The following is a 23968-nucleotide window of genomic DNA, read 5'->3' as shown; positions in this document are numbered from 1 at the left end:
GCAGCCATCAGCCCTTCGAGCGTAGGTCACGCCCCGGACAGCGTCGCGGGGGAGAAGGTGCAGTGCGCAACAGTTCTCCTCCGGCGGGTCAGGAGGTCCGCGGCGGGCGGTCCAGGAGCAGGTCGGCGGCGCGGGCGAGGACCTGCGCCCGGGTGCGCCCGCCGTGGCCGGTGACGAGGAGGTGCTCGCCGATCGCCAGGCAGAAGGCGGTCAGGGCGCGCGCCTCCACCTCGTCGGGGTCGGCGCAGAACGTGCCGATCAGCTCGCGCAGCAGCCCCATGCGCCGCTCGTCGACCCGGCGCAGGCGCGCGGCGACCGCCTCGTCCCGGCGGGCCCAGTCGCGGACGGCGAGGTCGATCGGGAGCAGGCGGTCGCTGGAGAAGGTGAGGACGCCGGCCCGCGCGATGCGCGTCCGCGGGTCGCCGCCCTCCCGCTCGACGCGGTCGAGCACCTCGTCGGTGCTCTCCCGCTCCCAGGTGTCGAGCATCGCCTCGAGCAGGGCCTCCCGGTCGGCGAAGTGCCCGTAGAAGCCGCCCTTGGTGACGCCGAGGTCTTTGGCCAGCGCCTCCACGCGGACCGCGTCGGGACCGCCCGCGGCCAGCGCCCGCAGGCCCTGCTCCACCCACCGCTCCCGCGGCGTCCGCACGACCGCCACGCCCACCTCCTGTACGCCACCGTACACATCCGCTACCGTCGTCTGTACGGCACCGTATACGAGAGGGACCCGCCATGACCCGGCTCGCCAGCACGGGAGTGGTCCGCGGGATCACCGCGTCCGCGCGGGAGGTCTGCCCACTGCCCCGGATCGACTACGCCGACCGCTGCACCCTGGTCACCGACGCGACGGCGACGCCGGACCGGTGGGCCCGGGCGATGTTCGGCGACGTCCCGAGCCCGGCGGAGCGGTTCGTCTGGCGGGGGCTGCTCGCCTTCCGGCTCGACCCGCGGCGCTCCCCGGACACCGTGGGGGGCTGGCGGGTCGGCGGGCGCGGCGAGGACTGGATCCGGCTGGAGACCGCCTCCCGGTCGCTGCGCGCGACCATGGTCGTGCAGACCGCCGGGCGCCGGGTCACCTGGACGACGTGCCTGTCCTACGAGCGGTCGTGGGGCCGGCTGCTGTGGCCGCCGCTGTCGGCCGTGCACCGCCGGCTGGTGCCGCGGGTGCTCGCCGCCGCCGCGCAGCGGCTCCGGGAGACGGACGGTCAGGACAGCCGGGCGCGGCGCAGCGAGGCGTGCACCAGCAGCCGGGTGTCGCCGTCGGCCAGGTCCAGGCCGGTCAGCGCGGTGATCCGGCCCAGCCGGTAGTACAGCGTCTGCCGGTGGATCGACAGCGCCGCCGACGTCCGGACCACGCTGCCGCCCGTGTCGAGGTAGGCCTCGGCCGTGGCGGCCAGCACGGGGTCGGCGAGCAGCGGCGCGACGGCCGGGTCCGGCGCGGGCAGCGCCGCGGCGACCCGCCAGCCGCCGAGCTCCGACCAGCGGGCCACCGGCGCGAGCCCCGGCGCCACGGCCGCGACCCGGGCCGCGGTGCGGGCCTGCGCCCAGCACGCGGGCAGGCCGGCGGGACCCGCGGCGGGGTCGGACACCCCCGCGGCCGCGCCGCCGGGCAGCCGGGCGAGGGCCGCGGACGCGGTGGTCGCGGCCGGGCGCAGGTCGCCGGGGCGGGCCAGCCGGACGAGGACGGCGACCTCGCGGCGGTCCTCGCCCGGCACCGCCGCGGCCGGCTGGAGCCGCCACCCCCCGGGGAGCGCGCCCCGCAGCGCGACCAGGGCCAGCGGCGTGTCCTCGCCGAGCCGGGCGGTCAGGGTGCGCGTCGCCCGCTCGCGCGCCGGCGGGGTGCCGGTGAGCGCCGCGGCCAGGGCCTCGCCGAGGTCGCCGTCGTCGTCCCCGCCGGCCAGCAGCCGTCCCGCGCGGGCGGCGAGGGCGACCGCCGCGGCCAGGGCCGGGTCGGCGTCGTCGTCGGGGTCGGTGCGGCCGCCGTCGAGCAGCCAGAGGTAGCCGAGGGTGCGGCCGCCGTGCCGGACCGGCAGCAGCAGGCGGGTGAGGATCCCCGCGTCCGGGTCGGCGGGGGTGCGCACCGGCCGTTGCGCGGTGGCGATGCCGAGGTCCTCGAACCAGCGGCGGGTGTCGGGGGTGGAGCCGCGGCCGAGGATGGAGCGGGTGCGGACGGCGTCCATCGCGGTGTCGCCGCCGTCGAGGGGGTGCGCGGCGAAGGCCAGCAGCGTGAAGTCGACGTCCTCGAGCGTGGCCGGGGCGCGCAACAGCCGGGCGACCTCGTCCACCACGTCCTGCAGGTCGTCGCGCACCGTACGACTGTATGAAACCGGACGTCCGGAGTCCGTACGTCCGTCCCTGGTGGACCCGATCGGGCGCTCCTAGCGTTCGGGCCAGGCGTGCACTCCCGCGGGAGCGCACCGACGACGGAGGTGGCCGGTGCTGTCCACGAAGACCCTGCTGCTGGGGGCCTCCCGCCGCCCGGCGCTGCGCCGCGCGCTCGTGGGCACCCCGGTGACCCGGCGCGTGGTCGAGCGGTTCGTGGCCGGCGAGACGCTGCCCGACGCGCTGGCCGTCGTCGGCCGGCTCACCGGCGAGGGCATCGAGGTGACCCTCGACCACCTCGGCGAGCACGTCACCGACCCCGCCGAGGCGCGCGCCTCCCGCGACGCCTACCTCGCCCTGCTCGAGGCGCTCGCGCCGCTGGACCTCGGCCCGCGCGCGGAGGTGTCGGTGAAGCTGTCCGCCTTCGGCCAGGCGCTGCCGGGCGGGGAGGACCTCTCGCTGGAGCTGGTCCGGCCGGTGGTCGAGTGCGCGGCGCGGATCGGCACCACGGTCACCCTCGACATGGAGGACTCCTCGACCGTCGACGCCACCCTCGCCGTCCTCGCCGAGCTCCGCCGCGACCACCCGCAGACCGGCGCCGTGCTGCAGGCCGCGCTGCACCGCACCGAGGACGACGTGCGGGCGCTGGCCACCCCGGGCTCCCGGGTGCGGCTGGTCAAGGGCGCCTACGACGAGCCGCCGTCGGTCGCCCACCAGGGCCGCCGCGACGTCGACGTCGCCTACGCCCGCTGCCTCGGCGTGCTCATGCGCGGTCCCGGCTACCCGATGGTCGGCAGCCACGACCCGGCGATGATCGCGCTGGCCCAGCGGCTGGCCGGCGAGCACGGGCGCGCCGCCGACTCGTGGGAGGTGCAGATGCTGCACGGCATCCGGGTCGACGAGCAGCGCCGGCTGGCCGCCTCCGGCACCCGCGTGCGCGCCTACGTGCCCTACGGCCGCGACTGGTACGGCTACTTCGTCCGCCGGCTGGCCGAGCGCCCGGCGAACCTCCGCTTCTTCCTCCGCGCCCTCGTCTCCCGCTGACACACCCTGGAGGTCCCCCGTGGACGGCACCACCCGCGTCCCCCCGCCGCGCAACGAGCCGGTGCTCACCTACGCGCCCGGCTCGCCCGAGCGCGCCGAGCTCGAGACCCGCCTGGCCGAGCTGGCGGCCGAGCCGCTGGAGCTGACGGCCACCATCGGCGACAAGCAGCGCATGGCCGGCGGTGAGCGCTTCGACGTCGTCCAGCCGCACCGGCACGCCGCGGTCCTCGGCACCTCGGCGCACGCCACGCACGCCGACGCCGAGGAGGCCGTGGCCACCGCCAAGGCCGCCGCCCCGGCCTGGCGCGACCTGTCGCTGGACGACCGCGCCGCGGTGTTCCTCAAGGCCGCCGAGCTGCTGGCCGGCCCGTGGCGGCAGACGCTCAACGCCGCCACGATGCTGGGCCAGTCGAAGACCGCCCACCAGGCCGAGATCGACAGCGCCTGCGAGATGATCGACTTCTGGCGCTGGAACGTGCACTTCGCGCGCGAGGTCGTGTCCGCGCAGCCGGTGTCCTCACCGGGCGTGTGGAACCGCAGCGACCACCGGCCGCTCGAGGGCTTCGTCTACGCGGTCACGCCGTTCAACTTCACCGCGATCGCCGGCAACCTGCCCACCGCGCCGGCGCTCATGGGCAACACCGTCGTCTGGAAGCCCGCGCCCACCCAGCAGTTCGCCGCGCACTTCCTCATGCGGCTGCTGGAGGAGGCCGGCCTCCCCCCGGGCGTGATCACCATGCTGCCCGGCGACGGCATCCCGGTGTCGGAGGTCGTGCTCGCCGACCGCGACCTCGCCGGCATCCACTTCACCGGCTCGACGCCGGTCTTCCAGCACCTGTGGCGCACGGTGGGGGAGAACATCGCCGGCTACCGCGGTTACCCGCGGATCGTCGGCGAGACCGGCGGCAAGGACTTCGTCGTCGCCCACCCCTCGGCCGACCTCGACGTGCTGCGCACCGCGCTGGTCCGCGGCGCCTTCGAGTACCAGGGGCAGAAGTGCTCGGCCGCCTCGCGCGCCTACGTGCCGCGCTCGGTCTGGCGGCGGCTGCGCGACGACCTGGTGGCGACGACGGAGTCCCTGACGATGGGCGACGTCACCGACCTGTCGAACTTCATGGGCGCGGTCATCGACCGGAGGTCGTTCTCGAAGCTGTCCGGCGTCATCGACCGGGTCGACGACGACCCCGCGCTGTCGATCGTCGCCGGCGGGCAGGCCGACGACAGCGAGGGCTTCTTCGTCCGCCCGACGGTCATCGAGGGCACGGACCCCGAGCACGAGGTCTTCACCACGGAGTACTTCGGCCCGATCCTCGCCGTCCACGTCTACGACGACGCCGACTACGACACCGTGCTCACGCAGCTCGAGTCGGTGGCCCCGTACGCGCTCACCGGCGCGGTGATCGCCCAGGACCGGGCGGCCATCGCGCACGCGCAGCGGGTCCTGCGCTTCGCGGCCGGCAACTTCTACGTCAACGACAAGCCCACCGGTGCCGTCGTCGGGCAGCAGCCCTTCGGCGGCGGGCGCGCGAGCGGTACCAACGACAAGGCCGGCGCCGCGCAGAACCTGCAGCGCTGGACCTCGACCCGGTCGATCAAGGAGACGTTCGTCCCGCCGACCGACCACCGCTACCCGCACATGGGGTAGCCGCCCGCCTCCGGCCCGGGACGCCGGGGAGCGGAGCGCGGGCGCAGCGTGACGACGGGCACGCCGGGGACCCGGCCGCCCGGATCCCCGGCGCCCGGCGACCGCGAGGCGGTTGACGGGCGCCGGGCGGACCGGGACGGTGCCGTCGTCCCGGTCCGCACCGACGGCCCCGGCTGCACGGGGGCAGGAGGGGCTCCGTCATGGCCGGTCGGCGTCTCGACCAGCCGCCCCCGCCCGGGCGGCCCGGCGCGCGGACGGTCGCGGCCCGGCCGCGGGACGGCACGGTCGTGCAGCTGTCCGCCTCCGGCCGCGTGTGGACCTTCGACGGCTCCCGCGCGGTGGTGGTGGGCCGGGACCCCCGCAGCGACGTGCACCTGCCGGACGAGCGGGTCAGCCGCGCCCACCTGGCCGTGCGGCACGAGGCGCGCGGCTGGGTGCTGCAGGACCTCGGCAGCCGCAACGGCACCTCCCTCGACGGGAGGGCCGTGCCGCCCGGCACGGTGGGCGGGCCGCCCGGCCCGGCGGTGCCGCTGGAGCCCGGCCGGGAGCACCGGGTGCGGGTGGGCGGGCCCGGCGGACCGGAGCTGCTGGTCCGGTCCGTGTCCGGGGGGCACCGCCCGGGGGCGGACGCCGGCCCGGCCGCGGAGCGGGTGGTCGTCATCGGCCGCGACCCCGCCTGCGACGTCGTCGTCGCCGACGACCCGATGGTGTCCCGCCGCCACGCCGCCATCGAGCTCGACGCACCCGGCACCGCCGTCGTGCGGGACCTGGGCAGCTCGAACGGGACCTACCTGAACGGCTCGCGCCTGGCCGGCACGGCGGTCCTCACCGCCGGGGACACCATCGGCATGGGCGGCACGATGGTCACCTGGGACGGCCGGGAGGCGGTCCTGCCCGGCCGCCGCGCGGCGACCCTCAGCGCCCGGCACCTGGGCGTGTCCACCCGCGGCGGCAAGCGCCTGCTCGACGACGTCTCGCTCACCGTCCGGGCGGGCCAGCTCGTGGCGGTGATCGGCCCCTCCGGCGCCGGCAAGTCCACCCTCCTGGGTGCCCTCACCGGCCTGCGCCCCGCCGGCACGGGCCGGGTCACCTGGGACGGGCGGGACCTGTACGAGGGCTACGGCCACCTGCGCCACCTCATCGGGCTCGTGCCCCAGGACGACGTGCTGCACCGCCAGCTCACCGTCCGGCGGGCGCTCGGCTTCGCCGCCCGCCTGCGGCTGCCCCGCGACACCACCGCCGCCGAGCGGGACGAGCGGGTGCGCCGGGTCCTCGCCGAGGTCGGGCTGTCCGAGCAGGCCGACCAGCGGATCGACTCGCTCTCCGGCGGCCAGCGCAAGCGCACCTCCATCGCCCTCGAGCTGCTCACCGCGCCGCAGCTGCTCTTCCTCGACGAGCCCACCTCCGGCCTGGACCCGGGGCTGGACCGGCAGGTCATGGAGGGCCTGCGGGCGCTGGCCGACGGCGGCCGGGTGGTCCTCGTCGTCACCCACAGCGTGCTCGCCCTCGACCAGTGCGACCTGGTCCTGCTGCTCGCCACCGGCGGCCGGGTCGCCTTCTTCGGCCCGCCCGGGCAGCTGCTGTCGTTCTTCGGGGTGCCCGACCACGCGGCGGTCTTCCGGGCGCTGGACGACCCCGCCTGGGTCGCCCGGTTCGCCGCGTCCCCGGTCCGCCGGGCCTACGTCGGGGCGACGTCGGTGGAGGCGCGGCCCCCGCCGCCGGCCGGTGAGGCCCCGGCGCCGCCGCGACCGGCACCGGTCCGCCAGCTGGTCACCCTGGTCCGGCGCAACCTCGCCGTCGTGGCCGCCGACCGGTTGTTCCTGGCCCTGCTGGTCGGGATGCCGGTGGTGCTCGCGGTCATGGCGCACGCCTTCCCCGGCGAGGCCGGCCTGTCGCTGCGCGCGGCCGACGGGGACCCCGCCGAGGCGCAGCAGCGGATCATCGTGCTGGTGGTGGGCGCGGCCCTGATGGGCGCCGCGCTCGCGGTCCGGGAGTTCGTCGCCGAGCGCCCGATCTACCGCCGCGAGCACGCCGTGGGCCTGTCGCCGACCGCCTACCTCACCAGCAAGGTCCTCGTCGTGGGCGGGGCCGTCGCGGTCCAGTCGGTGGCCTTCACCCTGCTGGCGCTGATCGGGCTGCCCGGCCCCGACGACCCGCGGCTGCTGCCCTGGGGGCAGGCGGAGGTCGCCGTCGCGGCGGCCGCGGTGGGCGTGACGATGTGCATCGCCGCGCTGGCCGTCTCCGCGCTGGCCCGGTCCACCGACCAGACCATGCCCGCCCTGGTCGCGTTGGTGATGGGGCAGCTGGTGCTGTGCGGCGGGCTGTTCCCGCTGGCCGACCGCGCGGGCCTCGAGCAGTTCTCCTGGGCGCTGCCGGCCCGCGCCGGCTACGCGGCGATGGCCGCGACGGTGCAGCTGCAGCCCCTGTCCGGCCCCCAGCCGGACCCGCTGTTCACGCCCACCACCTCCCGCTGGGCGCTGGACCTGGGGCTGCTCGCCGCGCAGGCGGCGGTCTTCCTGGCCCTGACCGCCTGGGCGCTGGCGCGCTCGGTGGCGCGCCACGGTGCCCCGCGCTGACCGGCCCGCTCCGCACCGGGTCACGGCCAGTGCACGAGGCCGTCGTCGCCCAGGACGGCACCCCCGGACGGGCGGTGCGGGGCGAGCCGCCCGTCGGGCATCACGTGCGTGACCGGCACGCCGCGGGCCAGGACGGCGACGTCGGCGACCAGCCGCCGGTGGCAGCGCCACCACACGCCCTCGCTGCACATCACCGCGACCGTGGCGTGCGCCGCCTCGGCCAGCACGCCGTCGAGGGCGGCCGCGAACCCCGCGGTCCGGGTGTGCGCGGCGTAGGCGGCGAACTGGGCGACGGTCCACCAGCCGTCGGCCACCGGCTCGCCCGGGGGCAGCCGGCGCCGTCCGCCGAGCCGCTCCTCCCACCGGTAGCCGACGCCGGCGGCCGGCAGCCACTCCTCGAGCGCCTCCCGCCGGACGTCGGGGTTGCCGCGGCTGCCGGGGAAGCGGCGGACGTCGACCACGAGCTCCACACCGGCACCGGACAGCCGGGCGGCGAGGGCGGTCCGGTCGTCGGCCCCGTGGCCCACGGTGAGCAGCACGGGCACCCCCTACCCGCGCGGCGCGCGCCGCCGGGACCGCCTGCGGCTGCGGACGGTCCCGGGACGGGTGCGGGTCAGCCGGTGAACGCCAGCCAGACGGTGGCGGCGACGGTCAGGACGGCCAGGGTCAGGCCCGCGGCGGCTGCGGCGGGGAGCCGCCCGAGGACGGCGACGCCCGGCCCGCGGGCGTCGGGCTGTCCTCGATGCGGACGCGCGCCCGGGCGGTGGGCGGGGAGCTCACCGTGACCAGCGGTCCCGGCGGCACGCGCGTCGTCGCCGGCCTGCCCCTGGGGGCGGAGCGGTGACCGTCCGCGTGGTGGTGGCCGACGACCACCCGATGTACCGGTACGGGCTCCGCTCGGTGCTCGACGCCGCGCCGGAGGTCGAGGTGGTGGGCGAGGCCGCCGACGGCGCCGAGCTGCTCGCCCTCGTCGCCCGGACCGCGCCGGACGTCGTCCTCACCGACCTGGCGATGCCGCGGCTGCCGGGAATCGCCGCGATCGACGAGCTGACCCGCCGCCGGCCGGGCCTCGGGGTCCTCGTCCTGACCATGCACGAGGACGACGCCTCCCTCTTCGGCGCGCTGCGCGCCGGTGCCCGCGGCTACCTGCTCAAGGGCGCCGACGCCGCGGAGATCGTGCGTGCCGTGCTCGCCGTCGCCGACGGGGACGCCGTCTACGGGGGAGCGGTGGCCCGCCGGGTCGCGGACGCCCTGACCGGGACGGCTCCCCGTGCGCAGGCCTTCCCGGAGCTCACCGGCCGGGAGCGGGAGGTGCTCGAGCTGCTGGCCGCCGGGCTCCCCACCGGCCAGATCGCCCGCCGGCCGGCGCTGTCGGACAAGACGGTGCGCAACCACGTCTCCGCGGTGCTCACCGAGCTCCAGGCCCCCGACCGCGCCGCCGCCGTCGCCCGCGCGCGGGACGCCGGGCTGGGCTGAGCCGGTTCCACCCGCCGCCGGGCCGCCCCGGCCCCCCGGTCATGCTGGACGGCCGGGCGACGACGCCCGCGGAGGGGAGCGGTGTGAGCAGGGGGACGACGGACCGGGTGTCGCTGTGGCGGCTGCCGGCGATGCGGGCGCTGGTGGGGGCGACGACGCTCGGCTTCGCCAGCTACTGCCTGACCCTCGCCTCGCTGCCGGCGTACGCGGTGGCGGGCGGGGCGTCGGCCGACACCGCCGGCGTGGTGACCGCGGTCTTCCTGGCGGTGACCATCGCGGTGCAGTCGGTCGTCCCGGCGCTGACCGCGCGGTTCGGCCTGGGTCCGGTCCTCGCCGCCGGCCTCCTCGCGCTGGGTGCGCCCTCGCCGCTGTACGCCCTCGACGACGGCGTCCCCTGGCTGTCGGCGGTGTCGGCGGTGCGCGGCGCGGGCTTCGCGGTGCTCACCGTGCTCGGCGCGGTGCTCGCCGCGCAGGCCGCCCCGCCCGAGCGCCGCGGCGAGTCCATCGGTCTCTACGGGCTGGCGATCGCGGTGCCCAACCTGGTGGCGGTGCCGGCCGGGGTGGCGCTGGTGCTCGACGGCCACCCCGGCTGGCTGGCGTGGCTGGCCGCCTCGCCGGTGCTCGCGCTGCCGCTGGTGCCCGGGCTGGCCCGCTCGGTGCACTGGGAGGGCGGCGCCGGCACGTCCTCGCGCGCCGCCGCCCGCGCCGCACTGGCGCCGTCGGCGGTGCTGCTGCTGGTCACCCTCGCCGGCGGCGGCGTGGTCACCTTCCTGCCCATCGAGCGCCCCGACGGCGTCCTCGCGACGGCCGCACTCCTCGTCTTCGGCGTCACCGGCGCGCTCACCCGCTGGCGCGCCGGCCTGCTGGCCGACCGGGTCGGCACCGGCCGGCTGCTGCCCGCCGCCCTGGTCGCGGGCGCACTCGGGCTGGCCGCCGTCGCGCTGGGCCTGGTCACCGGCGACGCCGTCGTGCTGGCCGGGGCGGCGCTCTTCGGCGCCGGCTACGGCGCGGTGCAGAACCTGACGCTCGTCACCGCCTTCGCCCGCGCGGGGGAGGGCGGCTCGACCGCGGCCAGCGCGCTGTGGAACGCCTCCTTCGACGCGGGGACGGCGATCGGCGCGCTGGTCCTCGGGCTGGTCGCGGCCGGCGTCGGGCTGCCCTGGACCTACGTGCTGGTCGCCGGCGTCCTGCTGGCCGGGCTGCCGGTGGCCCGGACGGCGACCCGCGCGGCCTGAGCGCTCAGCGCAGCACCGAGGTCAGCAGCAGGCTCGTCTGGCTGTTGATCACCCCGGGCACCGACCGGATGCGGTTGAGCAGCCGGTCGAACTCCACGAGGTCGGCGGTGCGGTGCTCGGCGACGAGGTCCCACGCGCCGTTGGTCGAGTGCATGGACTCGATCTCCGGGAAGCCGCGCAGCCGCCGGATGACGTCGTCGGTGGAGCGGCCCTCCACCTCGACCAGCGACACCGCCCGGACCCCGCCCGCGGCGGCCTCGTCGCGCACCCGGACGGTGAACCCGACGATGACGTCCTCGGCCACGAGCCGGTCGAGGTGGCTGGTCACCGTCGCCCGGGTGACCCCGAGCCGGCGGGCCAGCGCGGCCACCGGCGCGCGGCCGTCCTCCCGCAGCGCCGCGAGCAGGCGGCGGTCGAGGTCGCTCAGATCGGCCATGCGCAGAACGTACGACTGATCTTGCTGAAGTGGTCGGTGTCTGGTCACAACGCGCGCCGTTCGCTCATTGTGTGTGCAGATCGCCCAGCAATACCGTTCCGGCATGACCGCGTTCGTCGACGTGCGCAACATGGTCCGCTGGACGGCCGAGACCGGGCCCGAGCGGATCATCGCCGGGATGTCCCGCTACGTGGAGGACGACTTCCGCCGGTGGGAGTCCTTCGACAAGATCGCCCGCGTCGGCAGCCACACGCCCTGGGGCGTGATCGAGCTGATGCCGACCAGCGACGGCGAGACCTACGCCTTCAAGTACGTCAACGGGCACCCGAGCAACCCGGCGCGCGGCTTCCAGACGGTGAGCGCCTTCGGGGCGCTGGCCGACGTCTCCAACGGCTACCCGGTCTTCCTCGCCGAGATGACCCTGCTCACCGCGCTGCGGACGGCGGCGACGTCGGCGATGGTCGCCCGCCTCCTCGCCCGGCCGGACTCCCGGCGCCTGGCGCTCATCGGCGCCGGCAGCCAGGCGGAGTTCCAGGCGCTGGGCATGCGCGGGGCGCTGGGCGTCAACGACGTCGCGGTCTGGGACACCGACCCGGCCGCGACGGCCAAGCTGGTCCGCAACCTGGAGCCGCTGGGCTTCGACGTGACGGTGGCGTCCTCCGGCCGGGAGGCCGTGCGCGGCGCGGACGTCGTCACCACCTGCACGGCCGACAAGGCCCGGGCCACCGTGCTGCAGGCCGACTGGATCGAGCCGGGCATGCACCTCAACGCCATCGGCGGCGACTGCCCCGGCAAGACCGAGCTGGACCCCACGATCCTGCTGCGCGAGGACGTCGAGGTCTTCGTCGAGTTCCCGCCGCAGACCCGCATCGAGGGCGAGATCCAGGCGATGCCGGCCGACTTCCCGGTCACCGAGCTGTGGCAGGTGCTCACCGGCCGGGCGGCCGGGCGCACCTCGGCGGCCCAGGTGACGCTGTTCGACTCCGTCGGGTTCGCGGTCGAGGACCTCTCGGCGCTGCGCTACGTCCGCGACGCGGTCGCCGGCACGCCGTGGGTCGACGACATCGACCTGGTCGCCGAGCCGGACGACCCCAAGGACCTGTTCGGGATGGTCGCGGCGTTCACACCGATCCCCTCGTGACGGCCGGGGCCGCCGCCCGGGCCGCGCCGGGTCGTCGAGGCGTCGGCCCGGCTGCTGCCGGTCGCCGTCCCGACGGTCGAGCTCGCCGGCGGCCCGGTGCGCTGCACGGTCGCCGGGGTGCACCTGGACCTGCGCACCGCGGCCGTCCCGGCCGCGGTCCGACCCCCGGGCTCAGGAGACGCGGTCGGCCGCGGCCTGCAGCGAGCGGATGAGCAGCAGCTCCTCGCCGGAGCGGCGCAGCCACTGCCGCAGCGCGGCGACGTCGGTGCGGGCGGCGTCCCGGACCGCCCCGAGCCGCAGCTGTCGGGTGTTGGCCTGCGCCCGCTGCGCCGGCGGCAGCGCGCGCCCCTCGGCCCGGGCCTGCGCGGTGAGCGCCGCGCCGACGTAGACCAGGTCGCGCACCCCGTCGACCTCGGCCAGCAGCGCGTCTGCGCCGGCGTCGTCACCGGCCTCGAGGCGGGTCAGCAGCAGGTCGGCGCGCTCGCGCCCCAGGGCGGCGGGATCGGGGGAGGTCACCCCTCCACGGTGCCAGCCCGCCCCCTCCGTACGGACGGAGGGGCGGGCCGGGCCCGGGCGACCTAGGCGTCGCGGCGGGTGAAGGCGACCGCGGCGACGGCGAGGACGACGGCGACCTCGGCGGCGAAGACGGTGAACCCGACCCACGGCTCGAGCAGCAGCGGGTTGAACGACTCCGGCATCGCGATCCGCGAGCCCGCGTTGCCCGGCATGAGCTTGGTGAGCCACTCGCCCAGGGCACCGGGCAGCAGCATCACCAGGTTGCCGACGAGGAACACCAGCGCGAGCACCACCGACACCGCGGCGGCGGTGGAGCGCACCAGCAGCCCGACGGCCATCGCGAACAGCCCGAGACCGGCCATGTAGAGGCCGCTGCCGAGCAGCGAGCGCAGCACCCCGTCGTCGCCGAGGGACAGGCCGATGCCCTCCGCGGACAGGAACGCGTTGCCGCCGACCCAGCCGAGGACGGCGGTGACCACGCCGGCGACGAACAGCACCGCGGCGAGCACCAGCGCCTTGGCGGTGAGCACGGTCCCGCGGCGCGGGGTGGCGGCGAGGGTCGCCCGGATCATCCCGGTGCCGTACTCGGCGGTGACCGTGAGCGCGCCGAGGACGACGGCGGTGACCTGGGCGAACAGCAGCCCCCAGGTGATGAACGCGCCGACCGGCTCGCCGGTCTCCCCGGCGGCCAGGTCGGGGGCGACCAGCGCGCACACCAGCGTGGTGAGCCCGGCGCCCAGGCCGACCATCGCGGCCACCGACCAGCCGGTGGAGCGCACCGACCACAGCTTGATCCACTCGGCGTGCAGGGCGCGGGGCAGCCCGGCGGTCGCGGCCGGGGCGGGGGAGGACGCGCGGGGCGCGGCCAGGGTGGAGGCGGTCACCGGGTCACCTCGGCGGGGCGGGCGGCGGCGTACTCGACGCTGCCGGCGGTCAGGGTCATGAAGGCGTCCTCGAGGGAGGACCGGACGAGGCCGAGCTCGTGCAGCACCAGGCCGGCGCCGGCGGCGAGCTCGCCGGTGGCGGCGGCGTCGACGCCCTGGACGCGCAGCTCGTCGCCGTCGCGGGTGACGTCGGCGCCCGAGCGCCGCAGCAGCTCGGCGAGGTCGGCCGGCCGGGGCGTGCGGACGCGCACGTAGGAGGCGGCGTGCTCGGCGATGAAGTCCGCCGTCGGGCAGTCGGCGAGCACCCGGCCGCGGCCGATGACGACCAGGTGGTCGGCGGTCAGCGCCATCTCGGCCATGAGGTGGCTGGACACCAGCACCGTGCGGCCCTCGGCGGCGAGGTCGCGGGCCAGGGTCCGCACCCAGCGGATGCCCTCGGGGTCCAGCCCGTTGACCGGCTCGTCGAGGACGACGACCGGCGGGTCCCCGAGCAGCGCGGCCGCGATGCCCAGCCGCTGCCCCATGCCGAGGGAGAACCGGCCCACCCGCTGCCCGGCCACCGCCTCCAGCCCGACCAGGCCGAGGACCTCGTCGACGCGGGCGGCGGGGATGCCGTTGGACGCGGCCATCCAGCGCAGGTGCGCCCAGGCGGTGCGGCCCGGGTGCAGTGCGCGGGCCTCCAGCAGCGCGCCGACCGCGCGCAGCGGGGCGGGGCAGTCGAGGTAGCGGATGCCGTCGACGGTGACCGTGCCCTCGGTGGGCCGGTCCAGGCCGATGACCATCCGCATCGTCGTCGACTTGCCGGCGCCGTTGGGGCCGAGGAAGCCGGTCACCCGGCCCGGCCGGACGGTGAAGGAGACGCGGTCGACGGCGACCCGGTCGCCGTAGCGCTTGGTGAGGCCGCTGGCGACGATCACGGGGTCACCGCCGGGGTGGGGGAGGGCTGCGAGGTCATGCCGGGAAGGCTCTCGGCAGCGGGGTGCCCGGCACATCGGGGAGGACCCCCGGCCCGACCCTGGACCGTCCCCCACCCGGTGCTGGGGGACGCCCCCGGTCAGGCGGTGCGGGGCAGGTCGGCGGGGAGCAGCCGGCGCAGGGTCACCGCCGCCGTCCGGCCGGCCCGGTTGGCGCCGATCGTGCTCGCGCTGGGCCCGTAGCCGACCAGCTGGAGGCGCGGCTCGTCGACGGCGGAGGTGCCGTCGAGCCGGATGACGCCGTCGCGGGTGCGCAGCCGCAGCGGGGCCAGGTGGCCGACCGCGGCGCGGAAGCCGGTGGCCCACAGGATCACGTCGGCGGCGACGGACCGGCCGTCGTCCCAGGCGACGCCGCCGGGGGCGATCCGGTCGAACACCGGCAGCCGGGTGAGGACGCCGTCGTCCAGGGCGCGGCGCACCCACGGGGTGACCACCAGCCCGGTCGCGCCGACGACGCTGCCGGGCATCCGGCCGGCGCGGACCGCGGCCTCGACGCGGGCCACCGCCTCCCGGCCCTGCTCCTCGCCGAAGGGACCCTCCCGCCAGACCGGCGCGCGGCGGGTCACCCAGGTCGTGCGGGCGACCGGCGCGATCTCCCCGAGCAGCTGGACCGCCGAGGCGCCGCCCCCGACGACCACGACCGACAGTCCGGCGAACTCCTCCGCACCGCGGTAGCCGACGGTGTGCAGCTGCCGGCCGCGGAAGGTCTCCTGGCCCGGGTAGTGCGGCACGAACGGCCGCGTCCAGGTGCCGGTGGCGTTGACCAGGCCCCGCGCCCGCCGCGTCCCGCGGTCGGACTCCACGACGAAGCGGCCGTCGTCGCCGCGGCGGACGGCCGACACCCGCACCGGCCGCCGGACCGGCAGGGCGAAGCGCCGCTCGTACCCGGCGAAGTAGGCCGGCACCGCCTCGGCGGCGGACAGGTCCTCCGACGCCGGCGCGAACGGCAGGCCCGGCAGCTCGTGCACCCGGTGCGTCGTCGCGAGGGTCAGCGAGGGCCAGCGGTGCTGCCAGGCCCCGCCGGGCGCCGCGTCGGCGTCGAGGACGACGAAGCCGCTGCCGGGCGCGAAGCCCTGGCGGGCCAGGTGGTACGCGGCGCTCAGGCCGGCCTGGCCCGCGCCGATCACCACGACGTCGACGTCCCGCGGGCTGCTCACGCCCGCGGAACGCTCCCCGGCCCGCCGCTATGCCGGGGCGAGCCGGCCGAGGTCCGCGCCGGCCAGCGGCACCGACGCCGGGTCGTACCCGAACCGGACGACGACCGCCCCCGGCCGGGCCTCGACCAGCCACGCGGTGCGCGGCTCGCCGCTCTCGGGCGTGTAGGTCCAGCGGTCGGCGAGCAGCGCCAGCCCGCGCTCGCGCAGGAAGGCGACCGCCTGCTCGCGGGTGGGGAACCGCCGCAGCGGCATGCCGGGGACGGCGTGCGCCGTCCACCCGTCCCGGCCGTCGGCAGCGGTCAGGTGGCCGACGAGCTCGCCGTCCTCCGGACGGTGCACCGGCTCGAGCCCGGGGGTGGTCGTCATGCCCTCCATGCTGGGGACGGGATCAACCGGTTTCCGGCCGCCAGGCGTCGGCGTGGTCCTCCACGAACCGGCGCAGGGGAGTCGGCTCCCGGCCCAGCAGGCGGGCGAGGTCGTCGGTGGTGCGCGCGGCCAGGCCGAGCCGGGTGGTCGTGAACAGCAGGGTCATGACCATCACCAGTCCGGGAGGCGTGCCCTCGGCCAGCTGCTGGCGCACGAAGGCGACCGCTCCTGGCCGCGGGTAGACGACCGGGCGGCCCAGCACCGCCGACAGGGTCGCCGCGATCTCGGCGAAGGTCGGCGCCTCCCGGCCGGTCAGCTCGTAGGCCCGCCCCTCGTGGCCCGGCTCCGTCAGCGCCGTGGCGGCCACCTCGGCGAGGTCGCGGACGTCGACGTGGGCGGTCCGGCCGTTCCCGGCCGGCACCGAGATCCGCGACCGGTCCCGGATCTCCTCGCGGTGCACGGTGAGCAGGTTCTGGAAGAAGTTGGCCGGCCGCAGGTGGGTCCAGGCCAGGCCGGTGGCCTCCACCCGCTTCTCCAGGGCCCGGTGCGGGAGCAGCGGGTTGCGCCCGGCGGCCTGCACGGACAGCAGGACGACCCGCCGCACCCCGGCGGCGACGACCGCGTCGAGGAAGGGCTGCAGGCGCTCGACCCGGGCGACGTCCGGCGGGCGGAGCAGGAACAGCGCCTCGGCGCCGTCGAGGGCGGCCGGCCAGGAGGCGGGGTCCTCCAGGTCCAGCCGTACGGCGGGGACGCCGGCCGGGAGCGCCGTGGCCGCCCGCTGCGGGTCGCGCGCGCCGGCCCGGACGGAGGCCCCGCGGCGGGCCAGCCGGCGGACGACCTCGCTCCCGACCGTGCCGGTGGCCCCGGCGACGAGCACGGTCACCGGTCGCCGGCCACGACGAACGGCGCCGCCGAGAGCCAGTCCCGTCCCTCGGCCAGTTCCACCAGGGCGAGGGCGGCGTCCGCCTTGGCCAGCGGAGCCGCGCGCAGCCCCGGCGCCTCGGTCGTCAGCCGGTACCGGCCGGTGCCCGGCCGGTCGGCCAGCCGCGGCGGGCGCACCTGGGTCCAGTCCAGGTCCGAGCCGGCGAGCACCCGGTACTCGCCCTCCTTGTCCTCGACGACGTCCCGTGCCAGCCGGTGGGTCAGACCCGAGACGAGGCGGGCGCCGCGTCCCTTGCGGTCGCCGGGCAGGTCCGCCCCCGCGCCGGAGATCCCCACGAACCGGTGCACCCCGGCCCCGCGCATGGCCGCGACCACCCCCGGCAGCGCCGTCCGGCCGACGTCCCCGCCCGAGGACCGGGTGACCCCGACGCACCACAGGACGGCGTCGGCGCCGCGCACCGCCCCGGCCACCAGGGCGGCGTCACGGACGTCCCCGGGGCACTCGACGGCCGCCGGCAGGCCCGTCGCCCGGCGGGCCACCGCGACCACCGCGTGCCCGCGCTCGGCCGCCAGCCGCACGGCGTGCCGGCCGACGCCGCCCGCCGCTCCGAACACCACGATCCGCACCCCGGCCTCCTGTCGTCAGGTTCCCTGTCGACAGCGTGTCAGGTAACCTGACGACCGTGCAACGGCGGGACGAGCTGCCGCTGGCCTACCTGCTGCTGCAGGCCGGCCGGTCCTTCGACGCCGTCCTCCGGGAGGAGCTCGCGGCCCGGGGGTGGCCGCGGCTGTCGGCGGCGCAGTCCCTGGTCTTCGCCTTCCTCGAGCCGGACGGGGTCGCCCCGGCGGAGCTGGCCCGGCGGCTGGGCACCACCCGGCAGGCCCAGCAGGACCTCGTCGCCGGCCTGGTCCGCCTGGGCCTGGTCGAGACGGTCGCGGACCCCGCCCGGTCCCGCGGGCGCCTGGTCCGCCTGACCACCGCCGGCCGGCGACTCGCCCGCGACGCCGGCGCCGTCCTCGCCGGGCTGGAGGAGGACCTCGGCGAGCACGCCGCGGACCTGCGCCGGCTGCTCGACGACGTCACCCGGGCCACGGAGCGGAGGCGGTCCCGGGGCGCCGACCGGGCGCCCGGCGCGACGACCGCCTGAGCGGTCCGCGGCCCCTGCGCGACCGGGGCCGTTTCCCGGTGGCGGACGCCGGGCACGGCTGCGGCAGCGCCGGTGTGCAGGGCCCGGCACGAGGAGAGGGGCGCTGCGTGCGCGCGATGGTCTACCGCGGGCCGTACAAGGTCCGCGTCGAGGACAAGGACGTCCCGTCGATCGAGCACCCGAACGACGCGATCGTCCGGGTCACCCTGGCCGCGATCTGCGGCTCGGACCTGCACCTCTACCACGGCCTGATGCCGGACACCCGGATCGGCCACACGTTCGGCCACGAGTTCATCGGCGTCGTCGAGCAGGTCGGCCCCTCCGTGCGGAACCTGCAGGTGGGCGACCGGGTGATGGTGCCGTTCAACGTCTTCTGCGGGTCGTGCTGGTTCTGCGCCCGCGGCCTGTACTCCAACTGCCACAACGTCAACCCGAACGCCACCGCCGTCGGCGGCATCTACGGCTACTCGCACACCACCGGCGGCTACGACGGCGGCCAGTCGCAGTACGTCCGCGTCCCGTTCGCCGACGTCGGGCCGGTGCGGATCCCCGAGTGGATGCACGACGAGGACGCCGTCGTGATGACCGACGCCGCGGCCACCGGCTACTTCGGTGCCCAGCTGGGCGAGATCGCCGAGGGGGACACCGTGGTCGTGCTCGGCGCGGGGCCGGTCGGGCTGGTCGCCGCGCAGTCGGCCTGGCTGATGGGCGCCGGCCGGGTGATCGTGGTCGACCACCTGCAGGAGCGGCTGGAGAAGGCGCGGACCATGGCCCACGCCGAGACGCTGGACTACGACGAGCACGACGACGTCGTGGTCGAGATGAAGAAGCAGACCGACTACCTGGGAGCCGACGTCGTCATCGAGGCGGTCGGCGCGGAGGCCGACGGCAACTTCCTGCAGCACGTCACGGGGACCAAGCTCAAGCTGCAGGGCGGGTCACCGGTCGCGCTCAACTGGGCGATCGACGGCGTGCGCAAGGGCGGCACGGTGTCGGTCGTCGGCGCCTACGGACCGATCCCCAACGCGGTGAAGTTCGGCGACGCGCTCAACAAGGGGCTCACGCTGCGGATGAACCAGACGCCGGTGAAGCGGCAGTGGCCGCGGATGTTCGAGCACGTCCGCAACGGCCACCTGACCCCGCGCGAGGTGGTCACGCACCGCTTCCCGCTGGAGCACATCGCGGAGGCGTACCACGTGTTCTCCAGCAAGCTCGACGGCTGCATCAAGCCGGTGATCCTGCCCGACGCGGCCTGAGGGGCGACCATGACCGAGTCCGACATCCCGAGCGCGTACGTCCGCGACAAGCGCACCCCGACGCCGAGCCGCGAGGAGCTGCGGGCCCGCATCCCCGGGTGGGGCGCCGACCTCGACCCGGCCGACCGGCCGTCCCACCCGAAGCTGCAGTACCCGGCCGACACCGGCGCCCACTGGGACTTCCCCGAGCGCCAGCCGGGCAGCGAGGGCCGGGAGCACTCGATCGAGCACGCCTTCGTGACGCCGGTGTTCGGCACCGCGCAGCCGCTGCGCGGCCTGCCCGGGGCGATCCGCCGGTTCGCCTACGCCCGTTTCAGCGAGGGCCGGCTCGCGCACTGGTTGCTGCTGGTCGTCGGCGACCGCGTGGACGCCTGGGAGCACCACCTGCGGTCGTTCGCCTCCGGCCGGCCCGACGTGCCCGCCACCGGCCTGCGGACCGAGTTCACCCGCGGCGGCCTGCGCTCGCGCCGCGGGCGCTCGGACGTCCGGCACCAGCTGCTCGACCCGGTGGTCGTCGCCGGGCCGTGGCTCGCCGGCGCCGGGGCCACGGTGCTCGGCGTCCGCCGGGTGGTGCGCGCCGTCCGCGGCTGACCCGGCCCGCCCGGGGCCGCTACGGTCCCGGGCGTGACGCCGCTCGACGAGCTGCCCCGGATCGGTGCCCCGGCGACCGGGGCCCTGCGGCTGGCCGGCTACACGCGACTCGACCAGCTGGCCGGCGTGCCGCGGGCGAGCCTGGCCGCGCTGCACGGCGTGGGCCCGAAGGCACTGCGCATCCTGGACGGGGCGCTGGCCGAGCACGGGCTGCGGCTGGGCTGAGCCGGAGGTCCGGACCGGCGTGTTCGTGCGGATCTGGGAGTACGAGGTCGCCCCCGCGGCCGTGCAGCGGTTCGTCGCGGCCTACGGGGCGGACGGGGACTGGGCGCGGCTGTTCCGCCGGCGCGACGGGTACGCCGGCACGGAGCTGTTCCGCGGCGCGGAGGGTGGGAGCCGCTTCCTCACCGTCGACCGCTGGCGGGACCGGGGCGCCTGGACCGCCTTCCTCGACCGGGAGCGGGAGGCGTACCGGGCCCTCGACGCGGAGCTCGCCCCGCTGACGACGCGCCAGCGGCCGCTGCTCGAGGGGACGGTCCCCGACGACGGCCCGTGAGACGACGGGAGCGGCCCCTCCCGCCGGGGAGGAGCCGCTCCCGTGTGCTGTGCGCCATCAGGGACTCGAACCCCGAACCCGCTGATTAAGAGTCAGCTGCTCTGCCAATTGAGCTAATGGCGCGTGTCTCCCGGCTGCCCGGGTCACGAGGGAGAACGATACCAGCGGTCGACGGCGTCCCGCTCGGGGGCCCCGGGTGGCGGACGCCACGGTTCCGTGATCCAGCGTGGACACTGGAGCGGGTACGCCCGTGCCCACGTGCACGGGCGACCACGCCGAGACGAGGGGGCAACACGGTGCGACGGACGGCTGCGCTGGTCACGGCGGGGGCGCTGGTCCTGCTCAGCGGGTGCCAGGGCGGCGACGACGGGGCGTCGGCGTCGGCGTCGGCGTCGTCGTCGGCGTCGTCCCCGGCCCCGACGTCCGCCGACGCGGCCCCCGCGCAGCTGCAGCTCGCCCCGGCCGACGGCGCGGTCGACGTCGCCCCGGCCGACCCGGTGGAGATCTCCGTCACCGACGGCGACCTCGCCGACGTCACCGTCACCGACCGCGCCGGCGCGGACGTGCCCGGCCAGGTGGCCGACGGCGAGACCGAGGGCACCGAGGTCTGGACGCCGGACCAGGACCTCACCTACGGCAGCACCTACACGCTCACCGCCACCGCGACCAACGCCGACGGCGAGCGGGCCGAGGCGAGGAGCACCTTCACCACCGTGGACCCGGAGACGGTCACCACCCCCTCGATCGGCCCGCTGGACGGCCAGACGGTGGGCGTCGGCATGCCGATCCGCGTGTACTTCGAGCAGCCGGTCGCCGACAAGGCCGCCGCCGAGAGCCACCTGCTGGTCACCAGCTCGAACCCCACCGACGGCGTCTGGAGCTGGCTCAGCGACACCGAGGTGCACTTCCGCCCGTCGCAGTACTGGCCGGCGCAGACCGACGTGACGCTCGAGGCCGACCTCTACGGCGTCGACCTCGGCGACGGCATCTGGGGCGAGAAGGACCGCACGGTCTCCTTCCGCATCGGCGACCGGCACGTGTCCGTCGCCGACGCCGCGACCCACCGCATGCAGGTCTACGACGGCGACCGGCTGGTGCAGGACTGGCCGATGAGCGCCGGCAGCCCGGACAACCCGAGCTACAACGGCCCGCACGTGGTCACCGAGCTCAACGCCGACCGGGTCATGGACTCCAGCACCTACGGCGTGCCGGTCGACAGCCCCGAGGGTTACCGCACGCCGGTGAAGTGGGCCGTGCGGCTGTCCGACAGCGGCGAGTTCGTGCACGGTGCCCCGTGGTCGGTGGCGCAGCAGGGCCGGGAGAACGTCTCCCACGGCTGCATCAACCTCTCGGACGAGAACGCCCGCTGGTTCTACGAGTTCTCCCAGCCCGGGGACGTCGTCGAGATCGTCAACTCCGACGCCGGCCCGCTCACCTCGCCGATCGCGGACTGGACCATCCCGTGGGACCAGTGGCAGGCGGGTTCCGCGCTGAAGTGATCTCCGTTTCCCGGGCCGCTCACCAGGGCACTCCCGAGTCGATCTCGGGAGGGAGAGCGTCGTGGACACCTGGTTGATCGTGCTCATCGCCGTCGTGGCCGTCGTCGTGCTGGCGCTGATCGGGCTCGCCCTGGCCAAGCGCAGCCGGGTGGCCGGTGCACGCCGCCGCGAGCAGCAGCGCGCCCAGGCGCGCGAGCAGCTCGAGGAGGCCCGGCTGCGCGGCGTGCAGGCGGAGAAGGAGCAGGCGCTGGCCGAGGAGCAGGCCGCCCGCGCCCGCCGGGAGCGCGCCGAGGTCGAGGAGCGCACCCGCCTGGCCGAGCAGGAGGCCCGGCAGCGGGCCGCGGCGGCCCAGGAGCACGCCTCGGCGGCGGACAAGCTGCGGGCGGAGGCCGAACGGCTGGCCCCGGGCCTGTCCGACCGGCACGCCGACGGGCACCCCGGCCGGACCGCCGAGGGCTCGGAGGGCTCCACGCGCCTCTGAGCGGGCCTCCCGCTCAGTTCCGGCGCCGGCCGCGGTCTGCAGTGCCGGGAGGGACCCGCGGGGTCCCGCCGACGCAGCGGAGGCACCGTGACCGACCTGCTCGCCATCGGCACGCGCAAGGGGCTGTGGCTGGCCCGCAGCGACGACGGGCGCCGCACCTGGGCCGTGGACGGGCCGCACCTGCTCGCGCAGGAGGTGGCGGCGGTCGGCATCGACACCCGGGGCAGTGACACCCACGGCGGGGCGCCGCGGGTGCTGGCCGGGGTCCAGTACGGCCACTGGGGCCCGACCGTCACCTGGTCCGACGACCTGGGCCGCACCTGGGCCGAGACCGAGCAGGGCGCGATCCGCTTCCCGGCCGACACCGGGGCCGCGCTGGCCCGCGTCTGGCAGATCCGCCCGGACACCGCGGACCGTCCCGGCGTCGTGTGGGCCGGGTGCGAGCCGCACTCGCTGTGGCGCAGCGACGACGGCGGCCGCACCTTCGCGCTGGTCCGCGGTCTGTGGGACCACCCGCACCGGCCGACCTGGGAGCCGGGCGCCGGCGGGGGCGCGGTGCACACCGTCCTGCCGCACCCCACGACCGACCGGGTGCTGGTGGCGATGAGCACCGGCGGCGTCTACGCCAGCGACGACGGCGGGGCGACCTGGGCGCCGCGCAACGCCGGCATCACCGCGCCGTTCCTGCCCGACCCGCCGCCGGAGTACGGGCAGTGCGTGCACAAGGTCGCCGCCGACGCGGGCGACCCCGACCGCTTCTACGCGCAGAACCACTTCGGCGTCTTCCGCACCGACGACGGCGGCGCGTCCTGGACCTCGATCGCCGCCGGGCTGCCGGTCGACTTCGGCTTCCCGGTGGCCGCCTCGCCGCGCACCCCGGGCACCGCGTGGGTGGTGCCGCTGGTGGCCGACGCCGAGCGGGTGCCGCCCGGCGGGCGGCTGCGGGTGCACCGGACCCGCGACGCCGGGGCCACGTGGACCGAGCTGGGCGCGGGGCTGCCCGACGGGTCCTGGACCGCCGTGCTGCGCGACGCCGTCTGCGTCGACGAGGGCGACCCGACCGGCGTCTACGTGGGCACCCGGGACGGCTGCGTCTACGCCAGCGCCGACGAGGGCGACACCTTCACCACGGTCGCCGAGCACCTGCCCGACGTCCTGTGCGTCCGCGCGGCGGTGCTGCCGTGACGGTCGAGGTGGTGCTGCCGGGCGTGCTGGCCGACCTGGCCGGCGGCGTCCGGCGGCTGCGGGTGGACCCGGGCGACGCGACGCTGGCCGGCCTGCTCGACGCGCTGGCGGTCACCCACCCGGTGCTGGAGCGGAGGATCCGCGACGAGGCAGGGGAGGTGCGCCGCTTCGTCAACGTCTACGTCGACGGCGACGACGTCCGCTTCTCGGCGGGCCTGGCGACGCCGGTGACCGCCGGGTCGGTGGTGCAGGTGCTGCCCTCGGTGGCGGGCGGCTGAGGACCCCTCAGAGGCGGGCCAGCTCCGCGCACTCCCGGCAGAGCTGGTGCTCCGCGTACTCCTCCGGCGGCCACTCCGTCTGCTCGTCCACCGCCACGTACGCGCCGCACAGCGACTTGCGGCTGCGGCCGGTGACCCGGCCGATCGTCGCGTGCGCCGGACCGATCTGCCGGGGCTGCAGGCCCTCGGGGCTGTCGACCGAGCCGACCATCACGACCGAGTGCGCGGTCCCGTAGGAGAAGGCAGTGGTCATGCCGCCAGGGTCCGAGGCGGCGCGGCGGTGGGCCAGCACCGCCCGGTGCGTGTCCGGATCGGAGCGGCGC

The 23968-nt window shown here is 76.8% G+C and carries 28 protein-coding genes and 1 tRNA gene; 16 read left to right on the top strand and 13 right to left on the bottom strand.

Annotated elements, in window-relative coordinates; genetic code table 11:
- Positions 1–88: 88 nt before the first annotated feature.
- Positions 89–655 carry a TetR/AcrR family transcriptional regulator gene (locus ACI8AB_RS01025; RefSeq protein WP_456948612.1) on the bottom strand — a complete coding sequence of 189 codons (567 nt, stop codon included), beginning with the start codon at positions 653–655 and terminating at the stop codon, positions 89–91.
- Between the two features lie 74 nt (positions 656–729).
- Between ACI8AB_RS01025 and ACI8AB_RS01020 the strand changes: the two genes are divergently transcribed.
- Positions 730–1305, top strand: coding sequence for a hypothetical protein (locus ACI8AB_RS01020; protein WP_456948611.1), 576 nt, complete (start codon positions 730–732; stop codon positions 1303–1305).
- On the opposite strand, the gene ACI8AB_RS01015 is transcribed toward ACI8AB_RS01020, so the two are convergent.
- On the bottom strand, positions 1203–2306 hold the full coding sequence (locus tag ACI8AB_RS01015) for a PucR family transcriptional regulator (protein ID WP_456948610.1): 1104 nt from the start codon (positions 2304–2306) through the stop codon (positions 1203–1205). The genes ACI8AB_RS01020 and ACI8AB_RS01015 overlap by 103 nt on opposite strands.
- Positions 2307–2433: 127 nt before the next feature.
- On the opposite strand from ACI8AB_RS01015, the gene ACI8AB_RS01010 reads away from it, so the two are divergent.
- The 3 genes from ACI8AB_RS01010 (at position 2434) to ACI8AB_RS01000 (ending at position 7584) form a co-directional block, all read left to right on the top strand.
- Positions 2434–3363, top strand: a complete 930-nt coding sequence (locus tag ACI8AB_RS01010; protein ID WP_456948609.1) for a proline dehydrogenase family protein — start codon at positions 2434–2436, stop codon at positions 3361–3363.
- Positions 3364–3382: 19 nt separating this feature from the next.
- Entirely contained in the window at positions 3383–5008 is a 1626-nt protein-coding gene (gene pruA, locus ACI8AB_RS01005) for an L-glutamate gamma-semialdehyde dehydrogenase (RefSeq protein ID WP_456948608.1), read from the top strand.
- A gap of 200 nt (positions 5009–5208) precedes the next feature.
- Entirely contained in the window at positions 5209–7584 is a 2376-nt protein-coding gene (locus tag ACI8AB_RS01000; RefSeq protein WP_456948607.1) for an ATP-binding cassette domain-containing protein, read from the top strand.
- Positions 7585–7604: 20 nt separating this feature from the next.
- Here the strand turns inward: ACI8AB_RS01000 and ACI8AB_RS00995 are convergent, their stop codons facing one another.
- Positions 7605–8123: a DUF488 domain-containing protein gene (locus tag ACI8AB_RS00995; RefSeq protein WP_456948606.1), complete on the bottom strand. Its 519-nt coding sequence runs from the start codon at positions 8121–8123 to the stop codon at positions 7605–7607.
- 301 nt (positions 8124–8424) lie between these two features.
- Here ACI8AB_RS00995 and ACI8AB_RS00990 point away from each other — a divergent pair, with 301 nt between their 5' ends.
- Together ACI8AB_RS00990 and ACI8AB_RS00985 are read left to right on the top strand one after the other, a co-directional pair.
- Positions 8425–9060 carry a response regulator gene (locus ACI8AB_RS00990; protein ID WP_456948605.1) on the top strand — a complete coding sequence of 212 codons (636 nt, stop codon included), beginning with the start codon at positions 8425–8427 and terminating at the stop codon, positions 9058–9060.
- A gap of 83 nt (positions 9061–9143) precedes the next feature.
- Positions 9144–10295: an MFS transporter gene (locus tag ACI8AB_RS00985; RefSeq protein WP_456948604.1), complete on the top strand. Its 1152-nt coding sequence runs from the start codon at positions 9144–9146 to the stop codon at positions 10293–10295.
- A 4-nt stretch (positions 10296–10299) separates the two neighbouring features.
- Here ACI8AB_RS00985 and ACI8AB_RS00980 read toward each other — a convergent pair whose 3' ends face one another.
- Positions 10300–10731 (bottom strand): Lrp/AsnC family transcriptional regulator, encoded by a 432-nt coding sequence (locus ACI8AB_RS00980; protein ID WP_456948603.1) that lies wholly within the window; start codon positions 10729–10731, stop codon positions 10300–10302.
- Positions 10732–10834: 103 nt separating this feature from the next.
- Here ACI8AB_RS00980 and ACI8AB_RS00975 point away from each other — a divergent pair, with 103 nt between their 5' ends.
- A complete protein-coding gene (locus ACI8AB_RS00975; protein WP_456948602.1) occupies positions 10835–11872 on the top strand; it encodes an ornithine cyclodeaminase in 1038 nt (345 codons plus the stop codon).
- 171 nt (positions 11873–12043) lie between these two features.
- Here the strand turns inward: ACI8AB_RS00975 and ACI8AB_RS00970 are convergent, their stop codons facing one another.
- From ACI8AB_RS00970 to ACI8AB_RS00940, 7 genes are all read right to left on the bottom strand, one after another.
- Entirely contained in the window at positions 12044–12388 is a 345-nt protein-coding gene (locus ACI8AB_RS00970; RefSeq protein WP_456948601.1) for a hypothetical protein, read from the bottom strand.
- Positions 12389–12450: 62 nt separating this feature from the next.
- Positions 12451–13272, bottom strand: a complete 822-nt coding sequence (locus tag ACI8AB_RS00965; protein ID WP_456948600.1) for an ABC transporter permease subunit — start codon at positions 13270–13272, stop codon at positions 12451–12453.
- Positions 13269–14189, bottom strand: a complete 921-nt coding sequence (locus ACI8AB_RS00960) for an ABC transporter ATP-binding protein (protein WP_387985644.1) — start codon at positions 14187–14189, stop codon at positions 13269–13271. The genes ACI8AB_RS00965 and ACI8AB_RS00960 overlap by 4 nt, the downstream gene beginning before the upstream one ends.
- 137 nt (positions 14190–14326) lie before the next feature.
- The gene (locus ACI8AB_RS00955; protein WP_456948599.1) at positions 14327–15403 is read right to left on the bottom strand and encodes an FAD-dependent oxidoreductase; all 1077 of its coding nucleotides are present in this window, start codon (positions 15401–15403) and stop codon (positions 14327–14329) included.
- Between the two features lie 27 nt (positions 15404–15430).
- A complete protein-coding gene (locus ACI8AB_RS00950; protein WP_456948598.1) occupies positions 15431–15769 on the bottom strand; it encodes a hypothetical protein in 339 nt (112 codons plus the stop codon).
- 22 nt (positions 15770–15791) lie between these two features.
- Positions 15792–16652: an SDR family oxidoreductase gene (locus ACI8AB_RS00945; protein WP_456948597.1), complete on the bottom strand. Its 861-nt coding sequence runs from the start codon at positions 16650–16652 to the stop codon at positions 15792–15794.
- Positions 16649–17278: an NAD(P)-dependent oxidoreductase gene (locus ACI8AB_RS00940; RefSeq protein WP_456948596.1), complete on the bottom strand. Its 630-nt coding sequence runs from the start codon at positions 17276–17278 to the stop codon at positions 16649–16651. The genes ACI8AB_RS00945 and ACI8AB_RS00940 overlap by 4 nt, the downstream gene beginning before the upstream one ends.
- Positions 17279–17334: 56 nt before the next feature.
- Between ACI8AB_RS00940 and ACI8AB_RS00935 the strand changes: the two genes are divergently transcribed.
- The 5 genes from ACI8AB_RS00935 to ACI8AB_RS00915 all read left to right on the top strand — a co-directional run bounded on the left by ACI8AB_RS00935 (position 17335) and on the right by ACI8AB_RS00915 (position 20202).
- The gene (locus ACI8AB_RS00935) at positions 17335–17799 is read left to right on the top strand and encodes a MarR family winged helix-turn-helix transcriptional regulator (protein WP_456948595.1); all 465 of its coding nucleotides are present in this window, start codon (positions 17335–17337) and stop codon (positions 17797–17799) included.
- Between the two features lie 116 nt (positions 17800–17915).
- On the top strand, positions 17916–19055 hold the full coding sequence (locus ACI8AB_RS00930) for a zinc-dependent alcohol dehydrogenase (RefSeq protein ID WP_456948714.1): 1140 nt from the start codon (positions 17916–17918) through the stop codon (positions 19053–19055).
- Positions 19056–19064: 9 nt separating this feature from the next.
- Positions 19065–19646, top strand: coding sequence for a hypothetical protein (locus tag ACI8AB_RS00925; protein WP_456948594.1), 582 nt, complete (start codon positions 19065–19067; stop codon positions 19644–19646).
- Positions 19647–19679: 33 nt separating this feature from the next.
- Entirely contained in the window at positions 19680–19871 is a 192-nt protein-coding gene (locus ACI8AB_RS00920) for a DNA-binding protein (protein ID WP_456948593.1), read from the top strand.
- A gap of 19 nt (positions 19872–19890) precedes the next feature.
- Positions 19891–20202, top strand: a complete 312-nt coding sequence (locus tag ACI8AB_RS00915; protein WP_456948592.1) for an antibiotic biosynthesis monooxygenase family protein — start codon at positions 19891–19893, stop codon at positions 20200–20202.
- A 50-nt stretch (positions 20203–20252) separates the two neighbouring features.
- Here ACI8AB_RS00915 and ACI8AB_RS00910 read toward each other — a convergent pair.
- Positions 20253–20325, bottom strand: a tRNA-Lys gene (locus ACI8AB_RS00910).
- Positions 20326–20498: 173 nt separating this feature from the next.
- Between ACI8AB_RS00910 and ACI8AB_RS00905 the strand changes: the two genes are divergently transcribed.
- From ACI8AB_RS00905 to ACI8AB_RS00890, 4 genes are all read left to right on the top strand, one after another.
- The gene (locus ACI8AB_RS00905) at positions 20499–21701 is read left to right on the top strand and encodes a L,D-transpeptidase (protein WP_456948591.1); all 1203 of its coding nucleotides are present in this window, start codon (positions 20499–20501) and stop codon (positions 21699–21701) included.
- A 61-nt stretch (positions 21702–21762) separates the two neighbouring features.
- Positions 21763–22182 carry a hypothetical protein gene (locus tag ACI8AB_RS00900; protein ID WP_456948590.1) on the top strand — a complete coding sequence of 140 codons (420 nt, stop codon included), beginning with the start codon at positions 21763–21765 and terminating at the stop codon, positions 22180–22182.
- 87 nt (positions 22183–22269) lie between these two features.
- Positions 22270–23367 (top strand): WD40/YVTN/BNR-like repeat-containing protein, encoded by a 1098-nt coding sequence (locus ACI8AB_RS00895; RefSeq protein WP_456948589.1) that lies wholly within the window; start codon positions 22270–22272, stop codon positions 23365–23367.
- The gene (locus tag ACI8AB_RS00890) at positions 23364–23645 is read left to right on the top strand and encodes a MoaD/ThiS family protein (protein ID WP_456948588.1); all 282 of its coding nucleotides are present in this window, start codon (positions 23364–23366) and stop codon (positions 23643–23645) included. The genes ACI8AB_RS00895 and ACI8AB_RS00890 overlap by 4 nt, the downstream gene beginning before the upstream one ends.
- Positions 23646–23652: 7 nt before the next feature.
- On the opposite strand, the gene ACI8AB_RS00885 is transcribed toward ACI8AB_RS00890, so the two are convergent.
- The gene (locus ACI8AB_RS00885; RefSeq protein WP_456948587.1) at positions 23653–23898 is read right to left on the bottom strand and encodes a hypothetical protein; all 246 of its coding nucleotides are present in this window, start codon (positions 23896–23898) and stop codon (positions 23653–23655) included.
- Between the last annotated feature and the right edge of the window lie 70 nt (positions 23899–23968).

The sequence above is a fragment of the Geodermatophilus sp. SYSU D00698 genome, assembly GCF_054050335.1.
Note: the sequence above shows the minus strand (reverse complement) of the source record. Positions and strands in the feature narration are given on the sequence as shown.